The organism is Pseudomonas sp. PDM32, from assembly GCF_019219225.1.
In the GTDB taxonomy this organism is placed as follows: domain Bacteria; phylum Pseudomonadota; class Gammaproteobacteria; order Pseudomonadales; family Pseudomonadaceae; genus Aquipseudomonas; species Aquipseudomonas laurylsulfatiphila.
On the sequence record NZ_JAHUWE010000001.1, the window covers coordinates 1 to 24840 of the forward strand.

27 protein-coding genes are annotated in these 24840 nt (G+C 59.0%); 17 read left to right on the top strand and 10 right to left on the bottom strand.

The window, feature by feature from the left end; all coding sequences use genetic code 11:
* Positions 1-603: 603 nt before the first annotated feature.
* Positions 604-1824: a CaiB/BaiF CoA-transferase family protein gene (locus KW846_RS00005; RefSeq protein WP_218480899.1), complete on the bottom strand. Its 1221-nt coding sequence runs from the start codon at positions 1822-1824 to the stop codon at positions 604-606.
* Between the two features lie 13 nt (positions 1825-1837).
* Positions 1838-3019, bottom strand: coding sequence for an acyl-CoA dehydrogenase (locus KW846_RS00010; RefSeq protein WP_007969743.1), 1182 nt, complete (start codon positions 3017-3019; stop codon positions 1838-1840).
* 157 nt (positions 3020-3176) lie between these two features.
* On the opposite strand from KW846_RS00010, the gene KW846_RS00015 reads away from it, so the two are divergent.
* The 11 genes from KW846_RS00015 to KW846_RS00065 all read left to right on the top strand — a co-directional run bounded on the left by KW846_RS00015 (position 3177) and on the right by KW846_RS00065 (position 13335).
* Positions 3177-4076 (top strand): LysR family transcriptional regulator, encoded by a 900-nt coding sequence (locus KW846_RS00015; protein WP_218472859.1) that lies wholly within the window; start codon positions 3177-3179, stop codon positions 4074-4076.
* 435 nt (positions 4077-4511) lie between these two features.
* Entirely contained in the window at positions 4512-5633 is a 1122-nt protein-coding gene (locus KW846_RS00020) for a Re/Si-specific NAD(P)(+) transhydrogenase subunit alpha (protein ID WP_007969746.1), read from the top strand.
* A gap of 11 nt (positions 5634-5644) precedes the next feature.
* A complete protein-coding gene (locus KW846_RS00025; RefSeq protein ID WP_053152987.1) occupies positions 5645-5995 on the top strand; it encodes an NAD(P) transhydrogenase subunit alpha in 351 nt (116 codons plus the stop codon).
* Positions 5992-7425 carry an NAD(P)(+) transhydrogenase (Re/Si-specific) subunit beta gene (locus KW846_RS00030; RefSeq protein WP_007969748.1) on the top strand — a complete coding sequence of 478 codons (1434 nt, stop codon included), beginning with the start codon at positions 5992-5994 and terminating at the stop codon, positions 7423-7425. The genes KW846_RS00025 and KW846_RS00030 overlap by 4 nt, the downstream gene beginning before the upstream one ends.
* Positions 7426-7639: 214 nt before the next feature.
* On the top strand, positions 7640-9133 hold the full coding sequence (locus KW846_RS00035) for an acetyl-CoA hydrolase/transferase family protein (protein ID WP_218480900.1): 1494 nt from the start codon (positions 7640-7642) through the stop codon (positions 9131-9133).
* Positions 9134-9453: 320 nt separating this feature from the next.
* Positions 9454-9669 (top strand): DUF1127 domain-containing protein, encoded by a 216-nt coding sequence (locus KW846_RS00040; protein WP_007969750.1) that lies wholly within the window; start codon positions 9454-9456, stop codon positions 9667-9669.
* Between the two features lie 258 nt (positions 9670-9927).
* Entirely contained in the window at positions 9928-10137 is a 210-nt protein-coding gene (locus tag KW846_RS00045) for a DUF1127 domain-containing protein (protein ID WP_116579896.1), read from the top strand.
* Between the two features lie 145 nt (positions 10138-10282).
* Positions 10283-10603, top strand: coding sequence for a DUF2388 domain-containing protein (locus tag KW846_RS00050; protein WP_218480901.1), 321 nt, complete (start codon positions 10283-10285; stop codon positions 10601-10603).
* A 107-nt stretch (positions 10604-10710) separates the two neighbouring features.
* The gene (locus KW846_RS00055) at positions 10711-11028 is read left to right on the top strand and encodes a DUF2388 domain-containing protein (protein WP_218480902.1); all 318 of its coding nucleotides are present in this window, start codon (positions 10711-10713) and stop codon (positions 11026-11028) included.
* Between the two features lie 28 nt (positions 11029-11056).
* Positions 11057-11377: a DUF2388 domain-containing protein gene (locus KW846_RS00060; RefSeq protein WP_007969755.1), complete on the top strand. Its 321-nt coding sequence runs from the start codon at positions 11057-11059 to the stop codon at positions 11375-11377.
* Positions 11374-13335: a DUF4105 domain-containing protein gene (locus KW846_RS00065; protein WP_218480903.1), complete on the top strand. Its 1962-nt coding sequence runs from the start codon at positions 11374-11376 to the stop codon at positions 13333-13335. The genes KW846_RS00060 and KW846_RS00065 overlap by 4 nt, the downstream gene beginning before the upstream one ends.
* Positions 13336-13497: 162 nt before the next feature.
* On the opposite strand, the gene trpA is transcribed toward KW846_RS00065, so the two are convergent.
* Together trpA and trpB are read right to left on the bottom strand one after the other, a co-directional pair.
* Positions 13498-14310: a tryptophan synthase subunit alpha gene (trpA, locus tag KW846_RS00070; RefSeq protein ID WP_218480904.1), complete on the bottom strand. Its 813-nt coding sequence runs from the start codon at positions 14308-14310 to the stop codon at positions 13498-13500.
* Positions 14310-15530, bottom strand: coding sequence for a tryptophan synthase subunit beta (gene trpB, locus KW846_RS00075; protein ID WP_007969761.1), 1221 nt, complete (start codon positions 15528-15530; stop codon positions 14310-14312). Before trpB ends, trpA begins: the two co-directional genes overlap by 1 nt.
* Positions 15531-15654: 124 nt before the next feature.
* Here trpB and KW846_RS00080 point away from each other — a divergent pair, with 124 nt between their 5' ends.
* Positions 15655-16548 carry a LysR family transcriptional regulator gene (locus tag KW846_RS00080; RefSeq protein ID WP_218480905.1) on the top strand — a complete coding sequence of 298 codons (894 nt, stop codon included), beginning with the start codon at positions 15655-15657 and terminating at the stop codon, positions 16546-16548.
* Here the strand turns inward: KW846_RS00080 and KW846_RS00085 are convergent.
* Complete coding sequence (locus tag KW846_RS00085) at positions 16545-16868, bottom strand: YqjD family protein (protein WP_007969764.1); 324 nt, start codon at positions 16866-16868, stop codon at positions 16545-16547. The two genes, KW846_RS00080 and KW846_RS00085, sit on opposite strands and share 4 nt — an antisense overlap.
* Positions 16869-17025: 157 nt before the next feature.
* Between KW846_RS00085 and KW846_RS00090 the strand changes: the two genes are divergently transcribed.
* Positions 17026-17241, top strand: a complete 216-nt coding sequence (locus KW846_RS00090; protein ID WP_015092929.1) for a dodecin — start codon at positions 17026-17028, stop codon at positions 17239-17241.
* Between the two features lie 121 nt (positions 17242-17362).
* Positions 17363-17587, top strand: a complete 225-nt coding sequence (locus tag KW846_RS00095) for a DUF1161 domain-containing protein (RefSeq protein ID WP_102701539.1) — start codon at positions 17363-17365, stop codon at positions 17585-17587.
* Between the two features lie 66 nt (positions 17588-17653).
* Here the strand turns inward: KW846_RS00095 and KW846_RS00100 are convergent, their stop codons facing one another.
* Positions 17654-18655 carry an LLM class flavin-dependent oxidoreductase gene (locus KW846_RS00100; protein ID WP_008002158.1) on the bottom strand — a complete coding sequence of 334 codons (1002 nt, stop codon included), beginning with the start codon at positions 18653-18655 and terminating at the stop codon, positions 17654-17656.
* Between the two features lie 240 nt (positions 18656-18895).
* Between KW846_RS00100 and KW846_RS00105 the strand changes: the two genes are divergently transcribed.
* Complete coding sequence (locus KW846_RS00105; protein ID WP_007969768.1) at positions 18896-19327, top strand: OsmC family protein; 432 nt, start codon at positions 18896-18898, stop codon at positions 19325-19327.
* Positions 19328-19511: 184 nt separating this feature from the next.
* Positions 19512-19745 carry a DUF1161 domain-containing protein gene (locus KW846_RS00110; protein WP_007969770.1) on the top strand — a complete coding sequence of 78 codons (234 nt, stop codon included), beginning with the start codon at positions 19512-19514 and terminating at the stop codon, positions 19743-19745.
* Positions 19746-19749: 4 nt separating this feature from the next.
* Here KW846_RS00110 and KW846_RS00115 read toward each other — a convergent pair whose 3' ends face one another.
* Together KW846_RS00115 and KW846_RS00120 are read right to left on the bottom strand one after the other, a co-directional pair.
* On the bottom strand, positions 19750-20172 hold the full coding sequence (locus KW846_RS00115; protein ID WP_007969772.1) for a hypothetical protein: 423 nt from the start codon (positions 20170-20172) through the stop codon (positions 19750-19752).
* Between the two features lie 40 nt (positions 20173-20212).
* Positions 20213-20635 carry a hypothetical protein gene (locus KW846_RS00120; protein WP_007969774.1) on the bottom strand — a complete coding sequence of 141 codons (423 nt, stop codon included), beginning with the start codon at positions 20633-20635 and terminating at the stop codon, positions 20213-20215.
* Between the two features lie 59 nt (positions 20636-20694).
* Here KW846_RS00120 and KW846_RS00125 point away from each other — a divergent pair, with 59 nt between their 5' ends.
* Positions 20695-21792 carry an aminopeptidase gene (locus KW846_RS00125; RefSeq protein ID WP_218480906.1) on the top strand — a complete coding sequence of 366 codons (1098 nt, stop codon included), beginning with the start codon at positions 20695-20697 and terminating at the stop codon, positions 21790-21792.
* Here KW846_RS00125 and KW846_RS00130 read toward each other — a convergent pair.
* Both KW846_RS00130 and gltP read right to left on the bottom strand, forming a co-directional pair.
* Entirely contained in the window at positions 21774-23003 is a 1230-nt protein-coding gene (locus KW846_RS00130) for a nucleoside recognition domain-containing protein (protein ID WP_102701545.1), read from the bottom strand. The genes KW846_RS00125 and KW846_RS00130 overlap by 19 nt on opposite strands.
* A 213-nt stretch (positions 23004-23216) precedes the next feature.
* The gene (gltP, locus tag KW846_RS00135; protein ID WP_007969779.1) at positions 23217-24548 is read right to left on the bottom strand and encodes a glutamate/aspartate:proton symporter GltP; all 1332 of its coding nucleotides are present in this window, start codon (positions 24546-24548) and stop codon (positions 23217-23219) included.
* Between the last annotated feature and the right edge of the window lie 292 nt (positions 24549-24840).

A 24840-nucleotide genomic window follows, 5' to 3' on the forward strand; every position in this document is an offset into this window, starting at 1 on the left:
GATCAAACTCTTCAGTTCAAACATCTTTGGGTTTTGAGAAAACCCTAAACTTGGCTCAGCAATCGTTGGTTACATCTTTGATTTCTCGCGGAGTAACTTGTGATGCTGATAATCTGTTGACTAGCAGTCTGACTCCACAAGCACCCACACGAATTGCTTGATTCAATTGTTAAAGAGCGGTTGGTTAAGATCTTTCGTCTCAACCGAGGCGCGCATTCTACAGCAGCCTCATTTGCTGTCAAGTGATTTTTTTCAGAAGTTTTCAAGGATTCCTTAACAACTTCAACCACTTGCGCTTTCGATCTCTCGTCAGCGGGAGGCGAATTCTACAGCGTTACTCGCCGCTGTCAACACCTCTTTTTCAACTTCCTTTCGGCTTCGATGACCTGAAGCAACCTGCTGTCGAAAACTGCGTAACTCTTTGTTTATCAAGGAGTTTTCCGTTTCGACTGCGCCGGAAGTTGGGGCGAATTATAGGCCTCCAGAATCTGCCGTCAAGCACTGATTTTGCTTTTCTATCAACAACTTGCAGAAAGCGCCAAAACGCCAGATTTGAAGGCTATATAGAGAAGCAAAAACGCTTCCCTATATAGAAGAGAGCAATCAGAGCACGCCAGACGCCTTGAGCGCAGACACCGCTCCAGCATCCAGCCCCAGGACCCGATGCAATACCTCCTGCGTATGCTCACCCAGCAGAGGTGGCGCAAACCGGTACTCCACCGGGGTTTCGGACAGGCGAATAGGGCTCGCCACCTGAGGCACCATTCCCGCCAGCGCGTGCGGCAGCTCGATGGCCAAGCCGCGCGCCTTGACCTGAGGATCGGCAAACATCTGCGCCAGGTCATTGATAGGCCCGCAAGGCACGCCCGCCTGCTCCAGCTGCGCCACCCATTCAGCGGTGGTCTTGAACACCGTTGCCTGGCGGATCAGCGGAATCAGCAGCGCGCGGTTCGCCACCCGCAACTTGTTGGTGGCAAAACGCGGATCGTCCGCCCACTGCGGCTGCCCGGCCACTTCCGCGAACTTGCGGAACTGCCCGTCGTTCCCGACGGTAAGGATGAAATCGCCATCCGCCGTAGGAAAATCCTGATAGGGCACAATGTTCGGATGAGCATTACCCAAGCGTTTAGGCGCATTGCCTGTCGTCAGGTAGTTCATGGCCTGGTTGGCCAGGCAGGCCACCTGCACGTCCAGCAGCGCCATGTCGATATGCTGGCCCCCGCCGTCGTGATCCCGATGCGCCAGCGCAGCCAGGATCGCCACAGTCGAGTACAGCCCGGTCAGAATGTCCGTCAGCGCCACGCCAACCTTCACCGGCCCCGCGCCTTCTTCGCCTTCAGGTCGCCCCGTGAGACTCATGAGACCGCCCAGCCCCTGGATCATGAAGTCATAACCCGCACGCTTGGCGTAAGGACCGGTCTGGCCAAACCCGGTGATCGAGCAATAGATCAGGTCCGGATTGATCGCCTTCAGCGATTCATAGTCCAGGCCATAGGCCGCCAGACCACCAACCTTGAAGTTTTCGATCAGGATGTCCGACTTCGCCGCCAGCTCACGCACCAGCTTCTGCCCTTCGGGGCGAGTGAAGTCGATGGTGACCGATTGCTTGTTGCGATTGGCCGACAGGTAATAGGCGGCCTCGCTGGTGTTTTCCCCATAAGCGTCTTTAAGGAAGGGTGGCCCCCAGGCGCGCGTGTCATCACCGTTACCGGGGCGCTCGACCTTGATCACTTCAGCGCCGAGGTCGGCCAGGATCTGCCCGGACCAAGGCCCGGCCAGCACCCGCGATAAATCCAGTACCCGTAGATGCGATAGCGCGCCCATGGACGTCCTCCTGTTAATAGAAGGCCTGGATGCCGGTTTGCGCACGACCGAGGATCAGCGCGTGGACGTCATGAGTACCTTCATAGGTATTCACCACTTCCAGGTTCACCAGGTGGCGAGCAACGCCGAACTCATCGGAGATGCCATTGCCACCCAACATATCGCGAGCCATGCGCGCGATGTCCAGGGACTTGCCGCAGGAGTTGCGCTTCATCATCGAAGTGATTTCGACCGCCGCCGTGCCTTCATCCTTCATACGACCCAGACGCAGGCAACCTTGCAGCGCCATGGTGATTTCGGTCTGCATGTCGGCCAGCTTCTTCTGGATCAACTGAGTGGCTGCCAATGGACGGCCGAACTGTTGACGATCCAGGGTGTACTGGCGAGCGGTGTGCCAGCAGAACTCGGCCGCACCCAGTGCGCCCCAGGAGATGCCGTACCGTGCCGAGTTGAGGCAGGTGAAAGGACCTTTCAGGCCACGGACATCCGGGAAGATGTTCTCTTCCGGCACGAACACATTGTCCATGACGATTTCACCGGTGATCGATGCCCGCAGGCCAACCTTGCCGTGAATCGCCGGAGCGCTCAGGCCTTTCCAGCCTTTCTCCAGAACAAAGCCGCGGATGTCGCCGGCATCGTCCTTGCCCCAGACCACGAACACATCGGCAATCGGGCTGTTGGTGATCCACATCTTGCTGCCAGTGAGGCTGTAGCCGCCTTCCACTTTGCGTGCACGAGTGATCATCGCGCCCGGGTCCGAACCGTGGTTAGGCTCGGTCAGGCCGAAGCAGCCGATCCACTCGCCCGAGGCCAGTTTCGGCAGGTACTTCTGCTTCTGCGCTTCGGTACCGAACTCATTGATCGGCACCATCACCAGCGAGGACTGAACGCTCATCATCGAGCGATAACCGGAGTCGATACGCTCGACTTCACGGGCGATCAGTCCATAGCTGACGTAGTTCAGGCCGCTGCCACCGTACTGCTCCGGGATGGTTGCACCCAACAGACCCACTTCGCCCATTTCGCGGAAGATCGCCGGATCGGTCTTCTCATGGCGGAAAGCTTCAAGAATGCGCGGCGCCAGGCTCTGCTGCGCGAACTGCGCAGCCGTGTCGCGAATCATGCGTTCTTCTTCAGTGAGCTGTTGATCCAGCAGCAGGGGATCGATCCAGTTGAAGCTAGCTTTACCGCCCATGAGTGTGTCCTCTCGAATCGGGTCAAATAACGTGGAGTGATCCTAGGCCTGGATCGACGCTACGGCAAACGAGGATTTCGCATACTGTTGTGCTAATTTCTCACTCCGAAACGTCGCAAAAGAGCTTTTATGCGATGCATTAGTGAGGTTGACGTACATGCGCAGGAAGATACCCAGCACCACCGCCCTGATCAGCTTCGAGGCCGCGGCGCGCCATGAAAGCTTCACCAAGGCCGCCCAGGAGCTTTCGCTGACCCAGGGGGCGATTTGCCGACAGATCGCCAGCCTTGAAGAGTTCCTCAGCGTAGAACTGTTCCGACGTTCGCGGCGTGGAGTGAAGCTGACGGAGGCCGGACTTTCCTACAGCCGCCGGGTCGCCACTCAACTGGATGCGGTTGAGCGCGACACCCTGTCCGTGATGGGCCAGCAGGGCACCAACGTAATCGAATTGGCCGTGGTCCCGACATTCGGTACCCAATGGCTGCTGCCACGACTCAAGGACTTCCAGCACAAGCACCCGGAAGTGACGGTCAACCTGACCAACCGCACACGCCCGTTCCTATTCGCCGACACTGATTTCGATGCCGCGATCTACTTCGGCGACGCGGATTGGTCGGGTACGGAATCCCACAGGCTGATGGGTGAAAACCCGATGCCCGTTTGTAGCCCCAACCTGCTCGGAAACAAGACCAGCCTTACGCCCGGCGAAATCGCCGATTTGCCCCTGCTGCAACAAACCACCCGCCCTTATGCCTGGCGCCAGTGGTTCGATTCCCAACACCTGAATGTCCCGCGAGACATGACAGGTCCCCGCTACGAGCTATTCTCCATGCTCGCCCAGGCGGCCATGCATGACATGGGCATTGCCCTGATTCCGCCATTCCTGATTCAAAGGGAGCTTAAAGAAAAACGCCTGGTGATCGCCAACCCGCAAGCACTGTCCAGCATCAAGGCTTATTACCTGATGATTCCTGAGCGAAAGGTCGAATCCGCGTCTTTAAGGGCATTTCGTGACTGGCTGGTAAACCAAGCGCACAGCTACAGCCTAGAGGAGTAAAGGCTCCCTCACGTTATTTGACCCCGTAGTCAGCAAAAACAAAGCCCTACAGATATACGGATTTGTCGCATAACAGCAAACTGTATCGAGAAGTCGTACAAACGTCCCACAAGCGCCTGATCATGCGGCTTTGCGCCACTATTTCGAGGCGATGCCGCATCATTCATACAGCCGATGTATAAATTCTTCAATTTCGACCAGAATCCTTGTAAAGCACGGTCTGCAAGGGATCGAGTCGGTTGGTTGCGACATTCGGTCACGGGGTGACTTGTAGTTAATTTTCCGTCACCCGTCATAATCCCTTGAAGGGCACAAAGTTCGCCTGCAAAATGCCGCGCCCCGCCCTGATTTGGCGGGATCGTGCTGATCGGCCGCCCCAGCCGCACCATCCGTAGTGCATGGGTTTACTCAATAAGATCACGCAGGAGATTTGACGTGCACATTGGTGTTCCTCTCGAAACCCAGACCGGTGAAACACGGGTTGCTGCAACCCCGGAAACCATCAAGAAGCTGATCAGCCAGGGTCATAAGGTCACTGTACAAAGCGGCGCCGGCGTTAATGCCAGTGTTGTCGACAGTGCCTATGAAGCGGCAGGCGCAACCATTGGCAGCGCCAATGATGCGTTTGGAGCAGAGCTGATTTTGAAGGTGGTCGCCCCCAGCGACAGCGAGCTGGCGCTGATTAAAAGCGGCACCGTTGTGGTGGGTATGCTCAATCCGTTCAACAACGAAACCATCGCCAAGATGGCCGAGTGCGGCATTACCGCCTTCGCCCTGGAGGCTGCGCCACGTACCTCCCGCGCCCAAAGCCTGGATGTGCTGTCGTCGCAAGCCAACATTGCCGGTTACAAGGCTGTCTTGCTGGCCGCTCACCATTACCCTCGTTTCATGCCGATGTTGATGACGGCTGCGGGCACCGTGAAAGCGGCGCGCGTGTTGATCCTGGGTGCCGGCGTGGCCGGATTGCAGGCCATTGCTACGGCAAAACGCCTGGGTGCGGTGATCGAAGCCTCTGACGTGCGTCCTGCGGTGAAAGAGCAGATCGAATCCCTCGGCGCGAAGTTCGTCGACGTGCCATACGAGACCGACGAAGAGCGTGAATGCGCCGTTGGTGTCGGTGGTTACGCCCGGCCGATGCCGGCCAGCTGGATGCAGCGCCAGGCTGCTGCCGTGCACGAGCGCGCCAAGCAGGCAGACATCGTCATCACCACGGCACTGATTCCCGGCCGCAAGGCACCGACGCTGCTCAGCGCAGAAACCGTGGCACAGATGAAACCGGGTTCGGTGGTCATCGACCTCGCGGCCGCCCAGGGCGGTAACTGCCCGCTGACCGTGGCCGATCAGGTGGTCGTCGAAAATGGCGTGACCATCGTTGGCCCGACCAACCTGGCGGGCGCAGTGGCGGCCGATGCTTCGGCGCTGTACGCACGCAACCTGCTGGACTTCATGAAACTGTTGTTCGATAAAGAAGGACAACTGGTGATCAACCTTGAAGACGATATCGTCGCCGCGTGCCTGATGTGCCGCGACGGCCAGATCGTGCGCAAGAACGGCTGAGGATAAAAACAATGGAAGACATGCTGATCTCTCACGGTATCTACAACCTGATCATCTTCGTGCTGGCCATCTATGTCGGCTACCACGTGGTCTGGAACGTTACACCTGCGCTGCACACGCCACTGATGGCTGTCACCAACGCCATCTCGGCCATCGTGATCGTCGGCGCCATGCTCGCCGCCGCCCTCACTGTGACCCCGCTGGGCAAGACCATGGGCACCCTGGCCGTGGCCCTGGCCGCCGTCAACGTCTTTGGTGGCTTCCTGGTGACCCGGCGCATGCTGGAAATGTTCAAGAAGAAAGCGGCCAAAGCTCCGGCTGCCAAGGCCGAAGCAGTCAAGGCTGAGGTGCAGCAAGCATGAGCATGAACCTGGTTACTTCCCTGTATTTGATCGCCTCGGTTTGCTTCATCCAGGCGCTCAAGGGCCTTTCGCATCCCACCACGTCGCGTCGCGGCAATCTGTTCGGCATGCTCGGCATGGGCCTGGCGATCCTCACCACGGTCGGCCTGATCTACAAGTTAGGTGCCGAACTGGCCCATGACGGTATCGTCTACGTGATCGTCGGTCTGCTGATCGGCGGCACCGCCGGTTCGATCATGGCCAAACGCGTTGAAATGACCAAGATGCCCGAGCTGGTCGCCTTCATGCACAGCATGATCGGCCTGGCCGCGGTGTTCATCGCCATTGCGGCGGTCGTCGAGCCACAGTCGCTGGGTATCGTTGCGCAACTGGGTGACGCGATCCCGGCCGGTAACCGCCTGGAGCTGTTCCTCGGTGCCGCCATTGGTGCGATCACCTTCTCCGGTTCGGTCATCGCCTTCGGCAAGCTGTCGGGCAAGTACAAGTTCCGCCTGTTCCAGGGCGCACCGGTACAGTTCACCGGTCAACACAAACTGAACCTGCTGCTCGGCGTGGCCACCCTGGGCCTGGGTATCACCTTCATGTTGACCGGCGACCTCAGCGCCTTCGCCTTGATGCTGGCCCTGGCCTTCATCATGGGTGTGCTGATCATCATCCCGATCGGTGGCGCGGACATGCCAGTGGTCGTGTCGATGCTCAACAGCTACTCCGGCTGGGCAGCGGCAGGTATCGGCTTCTCGCTGAACAACTCGATGCTGATCATCGCCGGTTCGCTGGTAGGTTCGTCCGGTGCGATCCTCTCGTACATCATGTGCAAGGCGATGAACCGCTCCTTCTTTAATGTACTGCTCGGCGGTTTCGGCAATACAGCCGACGCAGGTCCGGCAGGCGCCAAGGAAGCCCGTCCGGTGAAATCCGGTTCGGCTGACGACGCGACTTTCCTGCTGACCAACGCCGACACCGTGATCATCGTTCCGGGCTATGGCCTGGCGGTAGCACGGGCGCAGCACGCGTTGAAGGAACTGACCGAGAAGCTGACCCATCGCGGCGTGACCGTGAAGTACGCGATCCACCCGGTTGCCGGTCGTATGCCGGGCCACATGAACGTGTTGCTGGCCGAGGCCGAAGTGCCTTACGACCAGGTGTTCGAGATGGAAGACATCAACTCCGAGTTCGGTCAGGCCGACGTGGTGCTGGTGTTGGGCGCCAACGATGTGGTCAACCCGGCCGCGAAGAACGATCCGAAATCGCCGATTGCCGGCATGCCGATCCTCGAAGCGTTCAAGGCCAAGACCATCATCGTCAACAAGCGTTCGATGGCCAGCGGCTATGCCGGCTTGGACAACGAACTGTTCTACCTGGACAAAACCATGATGGTGTTCGGTGACGCCAAAAAGGTCATCGAAGACATGGTAAAAGCCGTCGACTAAACCTCTGCGGCAAACAAAAACGCCCCGACTCGTCGGGGCGTTTTTGTTTGCGCAAATCGTCGGACAAACTATTCTTTTATTACCGATCCGGTAACGGTGTTTTGCTTGAAAGGCCCGGAATAGACGCCTCGATTGCGACCTTGGTAGCGGGACAGAAGTCGACTCAATTCACTAGACTGCACGTCCTGCTACCTGTTGCCCGAGATAACAATCCATGTACCGTGACCGTATTCGCCTGCCTTCGTTGTTGGACAAAGTGATGAGCGCTGCCGACGCTGCCGCTCTGATTGAGGACGGCATGACCGTCGGCATGAGTGGCTTCACTCGCGCTGGCGAAGCCAAGGCCGTTCCTCAGGCGCTGGCCGAGCGCGCCAAGGTCACGCCGCTGAAGATCAGCCTCATGACTGGCGCCAGCCTGGGCAACGACCTCGACAAGCAGTTGACCGAAGCTGGCGTACTGTCGCGACGCATGCCGTTTCAGGTCGACAGCACCCTGCGCAAGGCGATCAACGCCGGTGAAGTCATGTTCATCGACCAGCACTTGTCGGAAACCGTGGAGCAATTGCGCAACCAGCAATTGAAACTGCCGGACATTGCCGTGATTGAAGCCGTTGCGATCACCGAGCAAGGGCATATCGTGCCAACCACCTCGGTAGGCAACTCCGCCAGCTTCGCGATTTTCGCCAAGCACGTGATCGTCGAGATCAACATGGCGCACAACCCGAACCTCGAAGGCCTGCACGACATCTATATCCCGACTTATCGTCCGACCCGCACTCCGATTCCATTGGTCAGAGTCGACGACCGCATTGGCAGCACCGCCATCCCGATTCCGGCGGAAAAAATCGTCGCCATCGTGGTCACCAACCAGGCTGACTCACCCTCCACGGTGCTGGCGCCAGACGCCGACACCCAGGCGATTGCCGACCACCTGATCGATTTTTTCAAACAGGAAGTGGCCGCCGGACGCATGACCAACAAGCTCGGTCCGCTACAAGCCGGTATCGGCACTATCGCCAACTCGGTGATGTGTGGCCTGATCGACTCGCCGTTCGAAGACCTGACGATGTATTCCGAGGTGCTGCAGGACTCGACTTTCGACCTGATCGACGCCGGTAAGCTGAGCTTTGCTTCGGGCAGCTCGATCACCCTGTCGAGCCGGCGCAACGCCGATGTGTTCGGCAACCTGGAGCGCTATAAGGACAAACTCGTCCTGCGCCCGCAGGAAATCTCCAACCACCCTGAAGTCGTGCGCCGCCTCGGCATCATCGGCATCAACACGGCGCTGGAGTTCGACATCTACGGCAACGTCAACTCCACCCACGTCTGCGGCACCCGGATGATGAACGGCATCGGCGGCTCGGGCGATTTTGCGCGCAACGCGCACCTGTCCGTGTTCGTGACCAAGTCGATCGCCAAGGGCGGTGCGATCTCCAGTGTGGTGCCGATGGTCAGCCATGTCGACCATACCGAACATGACGTCGACATCCTCGTGACCGAAGTGGGCCTGGCGGACTTGCGAGGCCTGGCGCCCCGAGAGCGTGCGCGGGTCATCATCGACAAGTGCGTGCACCCGGATTACCGCCAGGCGCTGAATGATTACTTCACTGCAGCGTGCGCCATCGGCGGGCACACCCCGCACATCCTGCGTGACGCACTCAGTTGGCACATAAACCTGGAAGAAACCGGGCACATGCTGAAGAAGTAATTGCTACAGATAGCAGCTGGCGCAAACACAGTTTCGCCAGCTTGCCCTTGCCGCCCTCGCAACATGAAAAAAACTGTACTGCTGTACTGGTCATTTCCTACGGAAAATTCCTACCTCATCGGGGTAAAACAGCATTTTTGCACTCAAACAGTGCGGACAGGTACAGTTGCCTCAATTTCGACCAGTACACCCCCTATAAACAGTTAACTGAGCTCTCACAATACAGATGAACTGTATCTACAGAGACTAGGCAAACAAGAGGATCATGGGCACCAGTTAAACCACTACCTAATCCCGCCACAAGCGGAAGGATGACCACCATGGAACGTACACTCAGTTCCGATCTGTTTTTCGAAGACACTGCTGCAAAAACCCAGGCTTCCCTGCCTCTGCGCGTTATCGCCAACCTGATGTTGTGGCAGCGCCGCATTACCAGCCGCCATCAACTGGCTCGCCTGGATTCGCGTCTGCTGGCTGACGCCGGGATTAGCGAAGCACAACGCTACGAAGAGCTGAGCAAGCCGTTCTGGCGCTAAGTTAGCGTCGCTGGCTCTGACCTTAAGGTCCACCGCCAGCAACCCGAATTGAAAAAACAAAACCCGTCGTGGGCAACCACGACGGGTTTTGTCGTTTTGGCCCGGCAAACCCGGTCTTACAGAAGACTATCCTGACAACCAGTACAGTTTTCAAAAACAACAAACTGCATGAGTACAATTTAGCCTCTGTGTGTCTGTAGTGACTATTCGGCGGGTGTCAGCATGGAGCTCTCCACTTATCAGGACAGGGACCGTGCCATGAAGAACGTACAGGATTTTTCCATTCCATCGGTTCAATCGAGACCTTGCCAGCAGAGGCTTCGAGGGCTGCTCAAAGGGCTCTGCGCCAGCCTGGAAAGGGCGAGAACGCGACGATTGCTGGCTCAACTCGATGATCGCCAGCTAGCGGATCTGGGTATCAGCCACGCCGACCGCAGCAATGAATTAGATAAACCGTTCTGGCGCTGACTTCCTGCGTGCAGGGCCGGGACTGTTCGAACCGACACAGACAGGCCTAATATCACTTCAGAACGTGGCGAACGCCGAGTGCCTGGCGTCTGACTTTGCAGACACTGCGCCATATTTCAAATGGTCTACCAAAAGGAGTTACCCCATGTCCCGTTTTCGCCTGCTTAGCGCCGCAGCCCTGTTTGCCGTGGCTGCCAGTGCCCAAGCCACCAGCTTCATCGTGACCACGGATGCTGTGGTCAACGCGCTCAAGGCCACTTCCGATGCGACCACCAACATCGTTTCGTCGTCGTTCAAGGATGACAAGATCGTCCTTGCCGCCCGTGACGACGCTGCCAGCTTCGTCGCCAGCGAAGGTTCCATCCGCGGTGTGAAGTTGGAAAGCGCCCTCGATCACATTCGCCATAAGGCGCCGCAACTGAGTGCAACAGACGCACAACTGGCGCAGGCAATCCTGACCATCTAAACAGCGCTACAGACATGGGACACGCCCGGCGTGTCCCAATGTTTCGGCACTGGCTCTAGACCGGCCCTTGCACTAGCCTTGGGACTCACTTTCAACTATCGAGCCTCATGCGTTTTCCTTCCCGCTTCCTGATCACTCCAGTCTTTCTCACCCTGGGTTACTGCGCATCAGCCCACGCTTATGACGCCTTCAACCTGTCCACCCAGGGCACCGTCGCCAGTGGTTACGCCACAAGCCTCGTGACCTCCGCCCCCTTCGACCATAAACTACTGCTCGCCGCCCACGATGACGCCGCGGCATTCATTGCCAGTGACGGCCAACTGAGAGGCGCACGACTGGAGTCGGCCCTACGGTATCTGCGCCAGACCCACGCAAAACTTCATGCCAGCGACCTTGAACTGGCGCAAGCAATTCTCGTCCAATAGTTATCCCTGTTTTTCTGGAGCTCGTTCCATGCGTAACCCGCTGATTGCTGCCATCCTCGGCCTGTTGCTGTTGGCCGATGTGGCCCAGGCACATACTCTGGTTGCCACCAGTAACATCCTGATCCGTGCGACCCAGCGCACCCTCGATTTCACCTCCGACACCACCACGTCCATTCGCGATTCGAAAATCGTGCGCGAAGCACAGGACGACGCCGCCAGTTTCGTCGCCAGCGATGGCGACATTCGCGGCGCTCATCTGGAGTCCGCTTTCAACTTGCTGCGCACCCGCGTGCCCGAAGCGCGCGACGCCAGCGATCAGGATCTCGCCGAAGCCATCCTCGCACTGTGAGGTGTCCATGCGCCTGGCTGCTGACCGGGGCCCTGTTGCTGCTCGGCAACACGGCCCACGCAGGCCTTCAGTTACAACTCAAGACCGAAGGTCTGACGCCCGCGCAACAGCAAGCCAGCCAGGCGTTGCTTGATGAAGCCATGCAGGCGCTGCCACCACGCTTCATCAAGCAGCTGGACCGGCGTATCGTCGTCGGCTGGACCGACGACATGCCGCGCAATGCCTACGGCCAGGCATCGCTGGTGTCCGAGCTCGATCTGAACCGCAACCTGCTGGCCGGCCTCACCGATGGCAGCGCCGCGAGCAAAAAAACCCATCGTCCCCATGGCACCGTGCGCCGGGAAATGCTGGCCACTGTATTGCACGAGCTGACTCACATCTACGACCGTTCGCGCCTGTGGCCGGATGACGAGCGCAAGCTGATTCAGCGCTGCACCCGGCGCAACAACAGCTCAGGGCTGGTCGGCATACCCGACCAATGTCGGGGCCAGTCCGATCGGCGCTTTACCCTCAGCGACGATCCGCGCCTGCTCGACCTGGCCGGCTGGCAGCAATACGTAGGCCGTCGGGGTGAACGCGAACAGCACAATCGCCAGATCGCCCGCAGTCCGGATATCTACGAAACCAGCAGTCCCAAGGAGTTCGTCGCGGTCAACATGGAGTATTTCCTCCTCGACCCGAGCTACGCCTGCCGCCGTCCCGCACTGTATCGCTACTACAAAGAGCATTTCGGCTGGGCGCCCGCCGCCAGTGACACCTGCAGCAAAACCGTCGCGTTCCTGAATGCCGGCAACGACTTCGCCAAGACGCCGCTGGGGCAGGTCGATCCGGAGCGGGTCTATGCCGTTGACTATTTGCTGGCCGAGGCTAACCAGAACCTGTTCAGCCGCTGGGGCCACAGCATGCTGCGTCTGGTGATCTGCGCACCGGGCCGCCCCCGTGGCCCGGATTGTCGACTGGACCTGGACCAGCACCTGGTGCTGTCGTATCGCGCCTTCGTCGGCGACGTACAGTTGTCGAGCTGGGATGGCCTGGTCGGCAAATACCCGTCGCGGTTGTTTATCCTGCCGCTGTCCCAGGTCATCGACGAATACACCAAGACCGAACTGCGCAGCCTGGCCTCCGTGCCCCTGAACCTGTCGCGCCCAGAGATTGAAGACGTGGTGGAACGTGCCGCCGAGATGCACTGGAGCTACGACGGCAACTACTTCTTCCTGTCGAACAACTGCGCGGTGGAAGAACTGAAATTGCTGCGTGGCGGCACCAACAACCCGAAATTGGTAGGGCTCGACAACATCATGCCCAACGGTTTGCTGGAAGTGCTCAAAGGTCGAGGGCTGGCGGACACCAGTGTGCTGGACGATCCGCGGGAAGCCTTGCGCCTGGGTTATCGTTTCGATTCCTTCCGCGAACGCTATCAGGCGATGTTCGAAATCCTGAAAAAGCACTTGCCGATCAAACAGGAAACCGTCGAAGAATGGCTGGACTTGAAAGCCGCGGAACGTCGGCAATGGTTCGAGCAGGCGGACCTGCGCACCAGCGCGGCGTTGCTCCTGCTGGAGCAGGCCAGCTTCCGTCAGCAATTGCTGCTGGCTCAGGATGAAGTGAAGCAGCGCTATCTGGGCGCCCGGGAATTGCAGAATGGCGGCATGGACAAGGCCAACGAAACGCTCAAGGACATTCTCGCCAACAGTGGCTTCCTCAGCCGTCCTGCGGAACTGCTGGGCACCAACGGTTATGGCTTGCCACAGCCGAGCGAGTGGGAGCATCTGGAATCGGAAAGCAGCCAGCGCCAGAAGCAGCTTCTGGCGCTGTCCGGGGACCTGGACAAGGAAGTGAGAGCCTTGCTTGAACCGAGCCGCGCCGCCGAAATGGCCGCCAACGAAGCCAACGTGAAGCAGATCGGCGAGCATCTGCGCAAACTGCACAAGGCAGCAGGCGGGATAGAGTTGCCTTGAACCGCAACCTTGTAGGAGCGAGCTTACTCCGGGCGGCGATCCGACGATGAGGGCTGCACATCCAGCATTGATGTTGGCTGACACGCCGCTATCGCGAGCAAGCTCTCTCCCACAAGGTTTTCAGCGTTTTGCGGTTCAGTCTCTGAATCAGGAACGTTGCCTTCAGCTAATGCGAGCGTTACGCACGCCTTCAGCCAATGCCGAGCACAGGCTCAGCACGCCATCCACGGCTTGTTCCGGGGACGTGGCATTGGCGATGTGATCGATCAACGCCGAGCCCACCACCACGCCATCAGCCAAGCGTGCAATGGACGCTGCCTGTTCCGGAGTCCGGATACCGAAACCGATGCTGATCGGCAGGTCGGTATGGCGGCGCAGACGGGCGACCGCTTCCTCGACGTGCTCCAGCGTGGCGGCACCGGCGCCGGTCACACCGGCCACCGAGACGTAGTAGACGAAACCGGAGCTGCCGTTGAGAACGGTCGGCAGACGCACATCGTCGGTGGTTGGCGTAGTCAGGCGAATGAAATCCAGGCCCGCAGCCTGCGCCGGGTCACACAGCTCGCCGTTATGCTCCGGCGGCAGGTCGACCACGATCAGGCCATCAACGCCGGCCTCTTTAGCTTCGGCAATGAAGCGCGGGACCCCGTACATGTGGATCGGGTTGAAGTACCCCATCAGCACCAGCGGCGTTTCGTTGTTGTCCTGGCGGAACTCGCGAACCATTTGCAGGGTTTTCGCCAGATTCTGCTTGGCACCCAACGCACGGATGTTGGCGAGCTGGATGGCCGGGCCGTCAGCCATCGGGTCGGTGAAGGGCATGCCCAGCTCGATCACATCGGCGCCAGCCGCCGGCAAGCCCTTGAGAATGGCCAGGGAGGTGTCATAGCCCGGGTCGCCAGCGGTCACGAAGGTCACCAGGGCGGCGCGATTCTGTTCCTTGAGTTCGGCAAAACGCGTTTGCAGGCGGCTCATCAGTGTTTCTCCTGCTTGGATTGTTCCATGTGGTGCATCACGGTCTGCATGTCTTTGTCGCCACGACCGGACAGGTTGACCACCATCAGGTGATCCTTTGGCAAGGTCGGTGCACGCTTGAATACTTCAGCCAGGGCATGGGCGCTTTCCAGGGCCGGGATGATCCCTTCCAGGCGGCAGCATTGGTGGAATGCGGCGAGGGCTTCGTCGTCAGTCACCGAGGTGTACTGAACGCGGCCGATGTCGTGCAACCAGGCGTGTTCCGGGCCGATGCCCGGGTAGTCGAGGCCGGCGGAGATCGAGTGGGCGTCGATGATCTGGCCATCGTCGTCCTGCAGCAGGAAAGTGCGGTTGCCATGCAGCACGCCTGGAACGCCGCCGTTCAGGCTGGCCGCATGCTTGCCGGTCTCAATGCCGTAACCGGCCGCTTCAACGCCGATGATCTCGACACTCTTGTCGTCCAGGAACGGATGGAATAGGCCCATGGCGTTGGAGCCACCGCCAATGCACGCTACCAGGCTGTCCGGCAGGCGACCTTCCTGGGCTTGCAACTGCTCGCGGGTTTCCTTGCCGATCACGGCCTGGAAGTCGCGAACCATCGCCGGGTAAGGGTGCGGACCGGCCACGGTGCCGATCAGGTAGAAGGTGCTGTCGACGTTGGTCACCCAGTCACGCAGGGCTTCGTTCATTGCATCCTTCAGCGTGCCGGTGCCAGCGACCACCGGGATAACCTCGGCGCCCAGCAGCTTCATGCGGAACACGTTGGCCTGCTGGCGTTCGATGTCAGTGGTGCCCATGTAGATCACGCAATCCAGGCCGAAACGCGCAGCCACGGTGGCCGTCGCCACGCCGTGCATGCCGGCGCCGGTCTCGGCGATGATGCGCTTCTTGCCCATGCGTCGCGCCAGCAGGATCTGGCCGATACAGTTGTTGATCTTGTGCGCGCCGGTGTGGTTCAGCTCTTCGCGCTTGAGATAGATCTTCGCGCCGCCACAGAACTCGGTCAGACGCTCGGCGAAGTACAACGGGCTTGGACGTCCGACGTAGTCGCGCTGGAAGTAGGCCAGTTCTTCCTTGAATGCAGGATCTTCCTTGGCCAACTCATATTCACGGGCCAGGTCGAGGATCAACGGCATCAGGGTTTCGGCGACGTAGCGGCCACCGAACGCGCCAAACAGGCCGTTGGCATCAGGGCCGTTGCGCAGATTAGGCTGGGTCATTTGGCGCTCCAGTTGAATGCGTGAAGTGATACATAAAGAGATAGTGGGCTTCACTCTACCCCTGACGTCCCGGCCTGAAAACCGATAAGATCGCCACAACCTGTCAGGAAAACTCACAGATCCCATGAGCCATGACCTTCCTCCGCTGAATGCGCTTCGCGCCTTCGAAGCCACTGCCCGCTTGAACAGCGTCAGTCAGGCGGCCGAGCAGCTGCATGTCACCCATGGTGCGGTCAGCCGCCAGCTCAAGGTGCTTGAAGAACACCTTGGCGTCAGCCTGTTCATCAAGGACGGTCGCGGCCTGAAACTCACAGATGCCGGCTTGCGCCTGCGTGACGCCAGCAGTGAAGCCTTCGAGCGCCTGCGCAGCGTCTGCGCGGAACTCACACAAAGCACGGCCGATGCTCCGTTCGTGCTCGGTTGTTCGGGAAGCCTGTTGGCGCGCTGGTTTATTCCGCGACTGGGGAGACTCAATGCCGACCTGCCGGACCTGCGCCTGCACCTGTCGGCCGGAGAAGGCGATCTCGATCCGCGAAGACCGGGACTGGATGCCTTGCTGGTCTTTGCCGAGCCCCCCTGGCCGTCGGACATGCAGGTTTTCGAACTGGCCAGCGAACGTATCGGTCCGGTCATGAGCCCTCGGTTCGCTGGCTATGAGCGGCTCAAACTAGCGCCGGAAAGCGCACTGCTGAACGAAACCTTGCTGCACACCACCTCACGCCCGCAAGCCTGGCCAAACTGGGCGCAACAATGCGGCCTCGACGCCAGGGCACTGAAGTACGGTCAGGGATTCGAACATTTGTATTACTTACTGGAAGCCGCCGTCGCGGGTCTGGGCGTGGCGATTGCCCCCGAACCCTTGGTGACGGAGGACTTGAAGGCCGGCCGCCTGGTTGCGCCATGGGGCTTCAGTGAAACCCCGGCACAACTGGCGTTGTGGCTACCCAAGCGCGCCGCGGACGGGCGCGCCCGGCAACTGGCGCAGTGGCTGAAAAACGAGCTGCGCCGGGTAGATTAATCACGCTTGCACAATAGATAAGCGGCCAGCAGGCCCAATGCGCCCACGGCGACACCGGCTGTAGTCCAGGGGTGCTCCTGGGCGTAGTCCCGGGTGGCAATCCCTGTTTCGCGGGTTTTGACCTTGACCTCTTCATAGGCGTCGGCAAGCAGATGGCGCGAGTGCTTCAAGGCATTCTCGGCGTTGCTTTTCAGGGTCTTGAGGGTTTTACGCGACTCGTCCGAGGCGTCGTCCTTCAGGCTTTCCAAAGACTTGAGCAGACTCTCGATCTCGGCTTCCATGCTTTGCAATGAGGCTTTGCGTAACGAGGTGTTGGCCATGGTGGCTCTCCTGCATTGGTGATGAGTGGCGTGTGTTGGTTGGGACTTCAGCGGTTCGAGAAAGTGCAGAAAATCTGAACTTCACTCTCAGAACGGCCAACAGAAGAAATAGGAAAAATCACTGCTAGGCTGTAATTCACACGCCAAGGAGAACGCCATGTCTGACCATCACACCTACAAGAAAGTCGAGCTGGTCGGCTCGTCCACCAGCAGTATCGAAGATGCGATCAACAACGCCCTGACCGAAGCCAGCAAAAGCATCAAGTACATGGAATGGTTTGAAGTCACCGAGACCCGTGGGCACATCAGGGACGGCAAGGCGGCGCACTTTCAGGTGACCCTGAAAGTCGGATTCCGGATTGCCAGCAGCTGACTTTGGGCTAGTCTTCTGAACTTGCACGCCAGCCGAATGCCATAGGGAATGGCAAAGCGCTGCATGAGTGCGTCCGGCTAACGGCTGGTTACCCCTATGATCCGACCAGGGAATGCAACCGATGAAGAAGTTTATGTTGGCGGTAGGTTTATTGAGCCTTGCGGGGACCGTATTGGCAGATGGTGGCAAGCCATGCGAAGAGCTGAAAGCCGAAATCGCAGCGAAACTTGATGCCAAGGGCGTTTCCGGTTATTCGCTGGAGATTGTCGATAAAGGTAGCGCCGCTGGCGGAAAAGTTGTTGGTAAATGCGAAAAGGGCGCCAAAGTGATCGTCTACAAAAAGTAGGCCGATCCTCGCCTGATTGAAAAGCCGACGCCCTGCGCCGGCTTTTTCATGACTGCCGTTTGGGTATCAGCCGCGCATAACCTGCGCCAGCAGCTCGTAGGAATGCACGCGATCCGAATGTTCGTACAGGTCACAGGTGAAAATCAGCTCATCAGCCTGGGTCTGTTCGATCAGGACCTCGAGTTTGGCGCGGATTTTCTGTGGACTGCCAATCATGGCCAGACCCAGAAAATCGTGCACAGCCTCTTTCTCATGGGGCAGCCACAGGCCGTCCATGGTCTTCACCGGCGGACGCTGTACCAGGCTTTGGCCACGCATCAGGGCGAGAATCCGCTGGAACACCGAAGTCGCCAGATAATCGGCCTGCTCGTCGGTATCGGCCGCCACCAAAGGCACGCCGAGCATTACGTAAGGTTTGTCCAAAACGGCTGAGGGCTTGAAGTGATTGCGGTAGACCCGAATCGCTTCATGCATGTAGCGCGGCGCGAAATGCGAAGCGAAGGCGTAGGGCAAACCGCGTTCACCGGCCAGCTGTGCACTGAACAGGCTCGATCCCAACAACCAGACCGGCACATTGGTCCCGGTTCCCGGCATGGCGATGATCCGTTGATCCGGGGTACGTGGCCCGAGGTAGCGCACCAGTTCCGCCACATCTTCCGGGAAGTCGTCGGCACTGCCGGAGCGCTCACGGCGCAACGCACGCGCGGTCATCTGGTCGGAACCGGGGGCGCGTCCCAGGCCCAGATCAATCCGGCCCGGATAAAGGCTTTCCAGGGTGCCGAACTGCTCGGCAATCACCAAGGGTGCGTGGTTGGGCAACATCACCCCGCCTGAACCGACTCGAATGGTCGACGTGCCACCGGCCAGATAACCGAGCAGCACCGAAGTCGCGGAACTGGCGATGCCGTCCATGTTGTGGTGCTCAGCCACCCAGAAGCGGTTGTAACCGAACTTCTCGACATGCTGCGCCAGGTCCAGCGAGTTGCGCAGCGACTGGGCCGCGCTGCCGTTCTCGCGCACCGGCACCAGATCGAGGGTCGAGAACTTGATATCGGACAGTCGTTTCATAAACCTGCTTCTCCAATTGAGGGCGCAGGTTTGTTCTTGCGAACACAAACCTGCCGAATCCAAAAGCGTGTTCATGCAATGTGGGCATATACCCGAGTTTCAATAGCCCGGTAAAAAATCCCGCGAAAAAAGCAGATTGATCGGACGAAGTGAACTTTGCCCCCTTCGTCTATCCTCACAACCCTGGCAACCGAAAACCCTGCAGGCGTGACCTTTCGCGCCGACCTTTAGGAGACTGGCATGGCTATCGTCAAGAAAGCATCGGCCCATTGGGAAGGTGATCTGAAAACCGGCATCGGCTCGATTTCCACAGAAACCGGCGTGCTCCGGGAAGCCCCCTACGGCTTCAAGGCGCGCTTCGAAGGCGGCCGGGGCACCAACCCGGAAGAGTTGATCGGCGCAGCCCACGCCGGCTGTTTCTCCATGGCGTTCTCCATGATCCTCGGTGACGCCGGCCTGAAGGCCGATAGCATCGATACCCAGGCAGAAGTCACTCTGGATCAAGTGGACGGCGGTTTTGCGATCACCGCAGTGAAATTGATTCTGAAGGCGAAAATCCCCGGGGCAAGCCAGGCGCAGTTCGAAGAACTCAGCAACAAGGCCAAAGAAGGCTGCCCAGTGTCCAAAGTGCTGAATGCCAAGATCAGCCTGGAGGCAACATTGGTCAGCTAGATCTTTCATTTTTGCAAAGAAAAAATCGCAGCCTTGCGTAACCTGCCGGGATCATTCGGTAAGAGGTGCCCAAGGCTGCGATCTTTTTTGTGTCGTGACAGATTTGCCCGCCAATAATATGGTCGAATAAATGACAGCAGCAAAAACCTGTGAATAGGCGTGCTGCCTCAAAGGAGCTTCAACCATGAAACGTTTTGCCCTGGCGGTTATCTGTTGCGTACTGGCCACGTCGGCCCTCGCAGCACCGAAACCCTGCGAAGAGCTCAAGGCCGAGATCGAAGCCAAGATCCAGGCCAGTGGCGTCACTTCCTACACGCTTGAAGTCGTCACCAACGACGAAGTGCACGACCAGAACATGGTCGTGGGTTCGTGCGAAAACGGCACCAAAAAAATCATCTACCAGAAGAACGACCGCTGACATCTCACATCAGGCAGTTGGCTTCCCGGTCTTCAGCGACGATCTCGCGCTTGGCGTTGTACAGGCGGGCGCCGGGGGTAAACGCAATGGAGCGGCCTTCGAGTACATAACGCTGACCGGCTTCGAAATGATCGTAACGGATGGTCAGGTAGCACAGCCGCTCAGAGGGCCCGCTCATCATACTCAAGCCGCCGCCGCCGGGGACTTCAAAGTCGAAACGCACGATCAGTTCGTGGCTGCCGGGCGTCACTTCGAAATAACGCCCATCGCGCAATCGCTGTTTGTCCAGGCGTTCGGCCATCAACAACTTGTCGTTAGGGAAGGGCGTCGAAAAATCAACCCAGGCCATTTTTGGATCAGGTGTCGGCATCGGGCTTTGACAGCCCGCGACGACACCGACGGCGAGTAACAGCATCAACCTGCGCATGATGGATGTCCCAGGGGATATGCATCCAGCATAACGCCGATCAGGTTCGTTGACAGCCCGCAGGGGTACCCTGGCCGATCACTTTTCGCTGCTGATCATAGAGCTTGGCCCACGGCCGAAAACCAATGTTCCCCGCTTGCAGTTGATAGCGTTCGCCAGCGTTGAAATCCTTGAATTTCACGTTCAACTGACAATCGCGCCACAACGGCTCGGCGTCGGGGCCGATGTTGGTGGGCTGCACCGGAAACTGGTAGCGGACTGTCAATTCATGGCTACCGGGCTGAACCTCGAAGTAGCGTTTATCGTCGGTGGCCTTGTCATCGACCTCCAGTGCCTGCAACGCCGTATCTTCTTGCTTCGAGTCCAGGTCGATCCAGGCTTGCGCAGGATCATGGCGGGGTATTCCGAATCCGGCACAGCCGGCCAGCAACAGCAGACTTCCTGTCAGTATCATCGTGCGCATAGCGGAGCTCCAGTCAGGCGGGATAGTCTTGCGGGAAGACTCTCCAAGGAAGAATTATTGTGTTCAGGCCGCTTCCTAGCCTTGGGTTACTTGATCGCGTTTTTCGCGTTTTGTTTCCGGGCGTGATGTTTTTGTTGCTCAACGGTTGCACCAGCATCAGCTATTACAGCCAACTGGCCAGCGGCCAAATGCAGTTGCTGCGGGCCAGGGAGCCGGTTTCCAGCGTGATTGCCGACCTGGCGCGCGACCAGAAACTGCGTATACACCTGGAGCAATCACAAAAGGCTCGAACATTCGCCAGCCGGCAATTGCACCTGCCGGATAACCAAAGTTACCGCTTGTACGCGGACATTGGCCGTCCCTTCGTCGTCTGGAATGTCTTCGTCACGCCGGAATTTTCCCTCAAGCCTGTAAACCACTGCTTTCCCATCGCCGGCTGCGTGGCCTACCGCGGGTACTACAGTCAGAGCGCAGCGCGCGGCGAAGCAGCCTTGCAACGCTTGCAGGGCATGGACGTGTCGATTGGCGGCGTCGAGGCCTATTCGACACTTGGCTGGTTCAACGACCCGATCATCAGTTCGATGATGGGCTGGGGGGATGAGCGACTGGCCACGCTGATCTTTCACGAGCTGGCCCATCAGCGCGTCTATGTAAAGGACGACACGGAGTTCAACGAATCCTTTGCCACCTTCGTCGAGCAGGAAGGTACTCGCCAATGGCGTGCCTATCGCCACCTGCCACCGGACAACAATGCGCAGGCGCGTCAGCGCGACCAGTTCACTGAGTTGGTGCTGGAAACCCGCGCCCGGCTGGAAAAGCTCTACGCCTTGCCGTTGCCAACCGAACAGATGCGCCAGCGCAAGGCGGCTGAGTTCGAGCGCTTGCGCAGCGAATACCGGCAACTGCGCGACAGTCAGTGGGCTGGAGACAAACGCTACGACGCCTGGGTCCATGCCCCCATGAACAATGCCCGGCTATTGCCGTTTGGTTTGTACGACCAGTGGGTACCGGCATTTGACGCGCTGTTCCATCAGGAGGATGGCGATTGGCCAAGGTTTTATGCCGCCGCGGAGAAGCTCGGCGGCTTGCCAACGGATGAGCGCAAGGCCGCGCTCAAGACGCTGGCTGACGGCGCCGATCAACCAAAGAACCAGTAGCAAACGCCGATTGCACCCAGCACCCCGGCAAGCTCCGCCAGCAATGCGCAGCCAACCGCATGGCGTGCACGCTGGATGCCCACGGCACCGAAGTACACCGCCAGCACATAGAACGTCGTTTCGGTACTGCCCTGGATTGTCGCCGCGACCAGCGCCGGGAAGCTGTCCACGCCCGAGGTCTTCATGGTTTCAATCAGCATCGCCCGGGCGGCGCTACCCGAGAAGGGTTTGACCATCGCCGTCGGCAGCGCATCGACGAAGCGCGTGTCCCAACCGGCCCACGCCACCAGATGACGAATCCCGTCCAGGCCGAAGTCCAGCGCCCCGGAGGCCCGCAGGACACCCACCGCGCAGAGCATCGCCACCAGATAGGGCAGCAGGTTCTTGGCGACGTCGAAACCCTCTTTGGCACCTTCAACGAAAGCCTCGTAGACCTTCACTTGACGCAGCGCGCCGATCAGCAGGAACAGCATGATCAGGCCAAACAGCGTCAGGTTGCCGAGGATCGATGACAAGCCGGCCAGCGCGGTCGCCGAAAGGGTCGCCAGCAACGCCATGAAACCACCGAGGGCGAGGGCGCCGGGGATCAGGTAGGCCAGCACCACGGGGTCCCAGACGCGCAGGCGCTGCATGAACGCCACCGACAGGAAGCCGACAATGGTCGAGCAACTGGTCGCCAGCAGGATCGGCAGGAACACCAGCGTCGGGTCAGGCGCGCCTTGCTGGGCGCGATACATGAAGATGGTCACCGGCAGCAGGGTCAGCGAAGAGGCGTTGAGCACCAGGAACAGGATCTGTGCGTTGCTGGCGACGGTAGCGCTGGGGTTGAGTTCTTGCAGCGCTTTCATGGCCTTCAGGCCAATAGGCGTGGCGGCGTTGTCCAGACCGAGGCCGTTGGCGGCGAAGTTCAGGGTGATCAGGCCGATGGCCGGATGACCCGGCGGGACTTCAGGCATCAGGCGCAAAAACAATGGCCCCAAGGCCCTGGCCAACCATTCGACGATGCCGGCCTTCTCGGCAATGCGCAGAAAACCCAGCCAGAGGGTGAGGGTGCCGAACAGCAGCACCATGACCTCGACCGACAGCTTGGCCATGGCAAAAATGCTCTCCACCATCGCCGCGAATATCCCGGCGTTGCCACCAATCAGCCACTGCGCCAGCGCCGAAACGGCTGCCACGATGAAGAAGCCAAGCCACAGGCCATTGAGCATCAGTCAAATCCCCCAAAAGATCCGCGAATGATAGCGGGGTGGCCAGAAACGACAAACCCCGGAATTATCCGGGGTTTGTCTGGTGCGGCTTTCGTAGATCACTGTGGGAGCAGCCGGTCGACGCTCGATTGCTCGCGATAGCGGTGTATCAATCGACATCAATGTTGGCTTTAGTCGGTCATCGCGAGCAAGCTCGCTCCCACAGGTTTTGTATCAGTTGCTGGAGGTTTCACCCGCCGGCAGCTTTTCCTTGCTACGCCAGTGCGGCAGGGAGTTCCAGTAACGCTGGCCCTTGGCGTCGTCGTACATGCCTTCCCAACGAGCGATAACCAGAACGGCCAGGGCGTTGCCGATCACGTTCAGTGCGGTACGGGCCATGTCCATGACGCGGTCGACACCGGCGATGAACGCCAGGCCTTCCAGTGGAATACCGACGCTGCCGAGGGTGGCCAGCAGGACCACGAAGGACACGCCCGGTACGCCGGCGATGCCTTTGGAGGTGACCATCAACGTCAGGACCAGCAGCAGTTGCTGGCTGATCGACAGGTCGATGCCATACAGCTGGGCAATGAAGATCGCCGCAATGCTTTGGTACAGGGTCGATCCGTCGAGGTTGAACGAGTAACCGGTCGGTACCACGAAGCTGCAGATGGCTTTTGGCGCGCCGTAGGCTTCCATCTTCTCGATCACGCGCGGCAGCACGGTTTCGGAGCTGGCGGTGGAGTAGGCCAGTACCAGCTCATCCTTGAAGATGCGCATCAGCTTGATCACCGAGAAGCCGAACAGGCGAGCGATCAGGCCCAGGATCACGAACGCGAAGAAAGCGATGGCGAAATAAACCAGGATCACCAGTTTGGCCAGCGGCAACAGCGACGCGAAACCGAAGTTGGCCACGGTCACCGCGATCAGTGCGAACACGCCGATCGGGGCGTAGTTCATGATCATGTGAGTGACCTTGAACATGCTTTCCGATACGCCCTGGAACATCTTCACCAGCGGCTCGCGCAGGTCCGCCTGCAGGCTCGACAGCCCGAGACCGAACAATACGGAGAAGAAGATGATCGGCAGCATTTCGCCGCGAACCATGGCCGCAAAGATGTTCGACGGGATCAGGTTGAGGATGGTTTCGATGAACGCGTGTTCATGCTGGACCTCGGCGGCAGTCGCCTGGTACTTGGAAATGTCCACAGTGCCCAGGGTGCTCATGTCGATGCCGGCACCCGGATGGAACAGGTTGGCCAGCAGCAGACCGACCACGATGGCGATGGTGGTGACGATTTCGAAGTAGATGATGGTCTTGAAGCCGATGCGCCCCAGCTTCTTGGCGTCACCGACGCCGGCAATGCCGACGATCAAAGAGGAGATGACGATCGGGATCACGATCATCTTGATCAGACGGATAAAGATATCGCCTGCTGGTTGCAGGACGTTGCTGATCCACCAGGCTTTTTCGGCACTGAAATGGTTGAGCAGCGCACCGATTGCTATCCCCAATACCAGACCGATGAGGATCTGCCAGGCGAGGCTAAGCTTTGCCTTCTTCATATCTTTACCCTTACTTGCGTTTGACTCAGGGAGATGCGCGAACTGGAACGCTCGTGGCGAAAAAGTCTAGTGCATCTACCCCCCGTATAAGGTGCCCCGGAACGCGTGTTTGCGGCTCTCTGGCAGGCGAAAAAAGGCGCAACTATTCCGATGCAAGGAAGCGCCGTCTAATGCCGTAAACGCCTACCCTATGCCGAATCGGCATGAGGTTTTTTCACTGAATGCGACGTCGCAATCGGTTCGAATGCGACATTTCGGCAGGCATAAGTGCCGTGAACCGGTCATCACAGAG

Bases quoted from the DNA above. Each gene is read 5' to 3' on its own strand.
- KW846_RS00005 (WP_218480899.1), bottom strand. From the start codon at position 1,824: ATGGGCGCGCTATCGCATCTACGGGTACTGGATTTATCGCGGGTGCTG.
- KW846_RS00010 (WP_007969743.1), bottom strand. From the start codon at position 3,019: ATGGGCGGTAAAGCTAGCTTCAACTGGATCGATCCCCTGCTGCTGGAT.
- KW846_RS00015 (WP_218472859.1), top strand. From the start codon at position 3,177: ATGCGCAGGAAGATACCCAGCACCACCGCCCTGATCAGCTTCGAGGCC.
- KW846_RS00025 (WP_053152987.1), top strand. From the start codon at position 5,645: ATGGAAGACATGCTGATCTCTCACGGTATCTACAACCTGATCATCTTC.
- KW846_RS00030 (WP_007969748.1), top strand. From the start codon at position 5,992: ATGAGCATGAACCTGGTTACTTCCCTGTATTTGATCGCCTCGGTTTGC.
- KW846_RS00035 (WP_218480900.1), top strand. From the start codon at position 7,640: ATGTACCGTGACCGTATTCGCCTGCCTTCGTTGTTGGACAAAGTGATG.
- KW846_RS00040 (WP_007969750.1), top strand. From the start codon at position 9,454: ATGGAACGTACACTCAGTTCCGATCTGTTTTTCGAAGACACTGCTGCA.
- KW846_RS00045 (WP_116579896.1), top strand. From the start codon at position 9,928: ATGAAGAACGTACAGGATTTTTCCATTCCATCGGTTCAATCGAGACCT.
- KW846_RS00050 (WP_218480901.1), top strand. From the start codon at position 10,283: ATGTCCCGTTTTCGCCTGCTTAGCGCCGCAGCCCTGTTTGCCGTGGCT.
- KW846_RS00055 (WP_218480902.1), top strand. From the start codon at position 10,711: ATGCGTTTTCCTTCCCGCTTCCTGATCACTCCAGTCTTTCTCACCCTG.
- KW846_RS00060 (WP_007969755.1), top strand. From the start codon at position 11,057: ATGCGTAACCCGCTGATTGCTGCCATCCTCGGCCTGTTGCTGTTGGCC.
- trpA (WP_218480904.1), bottom strand. From the start codon at position 14,310: ATGAGCCGCCTGCAAACGCGTTTTGCCGAACTCAAGGAACAGAATCGC.
- trpB (WP_007969761.1), bottom strand. From the start codon at position 15,530: ATGACCCAGCCTAATCTGCGCAACGGCCCTGATGCCAACGGCCTGTTT.
- KW846_RS00080 (WP_218480905.1), top strand. From the start codon at position 15,655: ATGAGCCATGACCTTCCTCCGCTGAATGCGCTTCGCGCCTTCGAAGCC.
- KW846_RS00085 (WP_007969764.1), bottom strand. From the start codon at position 16,868: ATGGCCAACACCTCGTTACGCAAAGCCTCATTGCAAAGCATGGAAGCC.
- KW846_RS00090 (WP_015092929.1), top strand. From the start codon at position 17,026: ATGTCTGACCATCACACCTACAAGAAAGTCGAGCTGGTCGGCTCGTCC.
- KW846_RS00095 (WP_102701539.1), top strand. From the start codon at position 17,363: ATGAAGAAGTTTATGTTGGCGGTAGGTTTATTGAGCCTTGCGGGGACC.
- KW846_RS00100 (WP_008002158.1), bottom strand. From the start codon at position 18,655: ATGAAACGACTGTCCGATATCAAGTTCTCGACCCTCGATCTGGTGCCG.
- KW846_RS00105 (WP_007969768.1), top strand. From the start codon at position 18,896: ATGGCTATCGTCAAGAAAGCATCGGCCCATTGGGAAGGTGATCTGAAA.
- KW846_RS00110 (WP_007969770.1), top strand. From the start codon at position 19,512: ATGAAACGTTTTGCCCTGGCGGTTATCTGTTGCGTACTGGCCACGTCG.
- KW846_RS00115 (WP_007969772.1), bottom strand. From the start codon at position 20,172: ATGCGCAGGTTGATGCTGTTACTCGCCGTCGGTGTCGTCGCGGGCTGT.
- KW846_RS00120 (WP_007969774.1), bottom strand. From the start codon at position 20,635: ATGCGCACGATGATACTGACAGGAAGTCTGCTGTTGCTGGCCGGCTGT.
- KW846_RS00130 (WP_102701545.1), bottom strand. From the start codon at position 23,003: ATGCTCAATGGCCTGTGGCTTGGCTTCTTCATCGTGGCAGCCGTTTCG.
- gltP (WP_007969779.1), bottom strand. From the start codon at position 24,548: ATGAAGAAGGCAAAGCTTAGCCTCGCCTGGCAGATCCTCATCGGTCTG.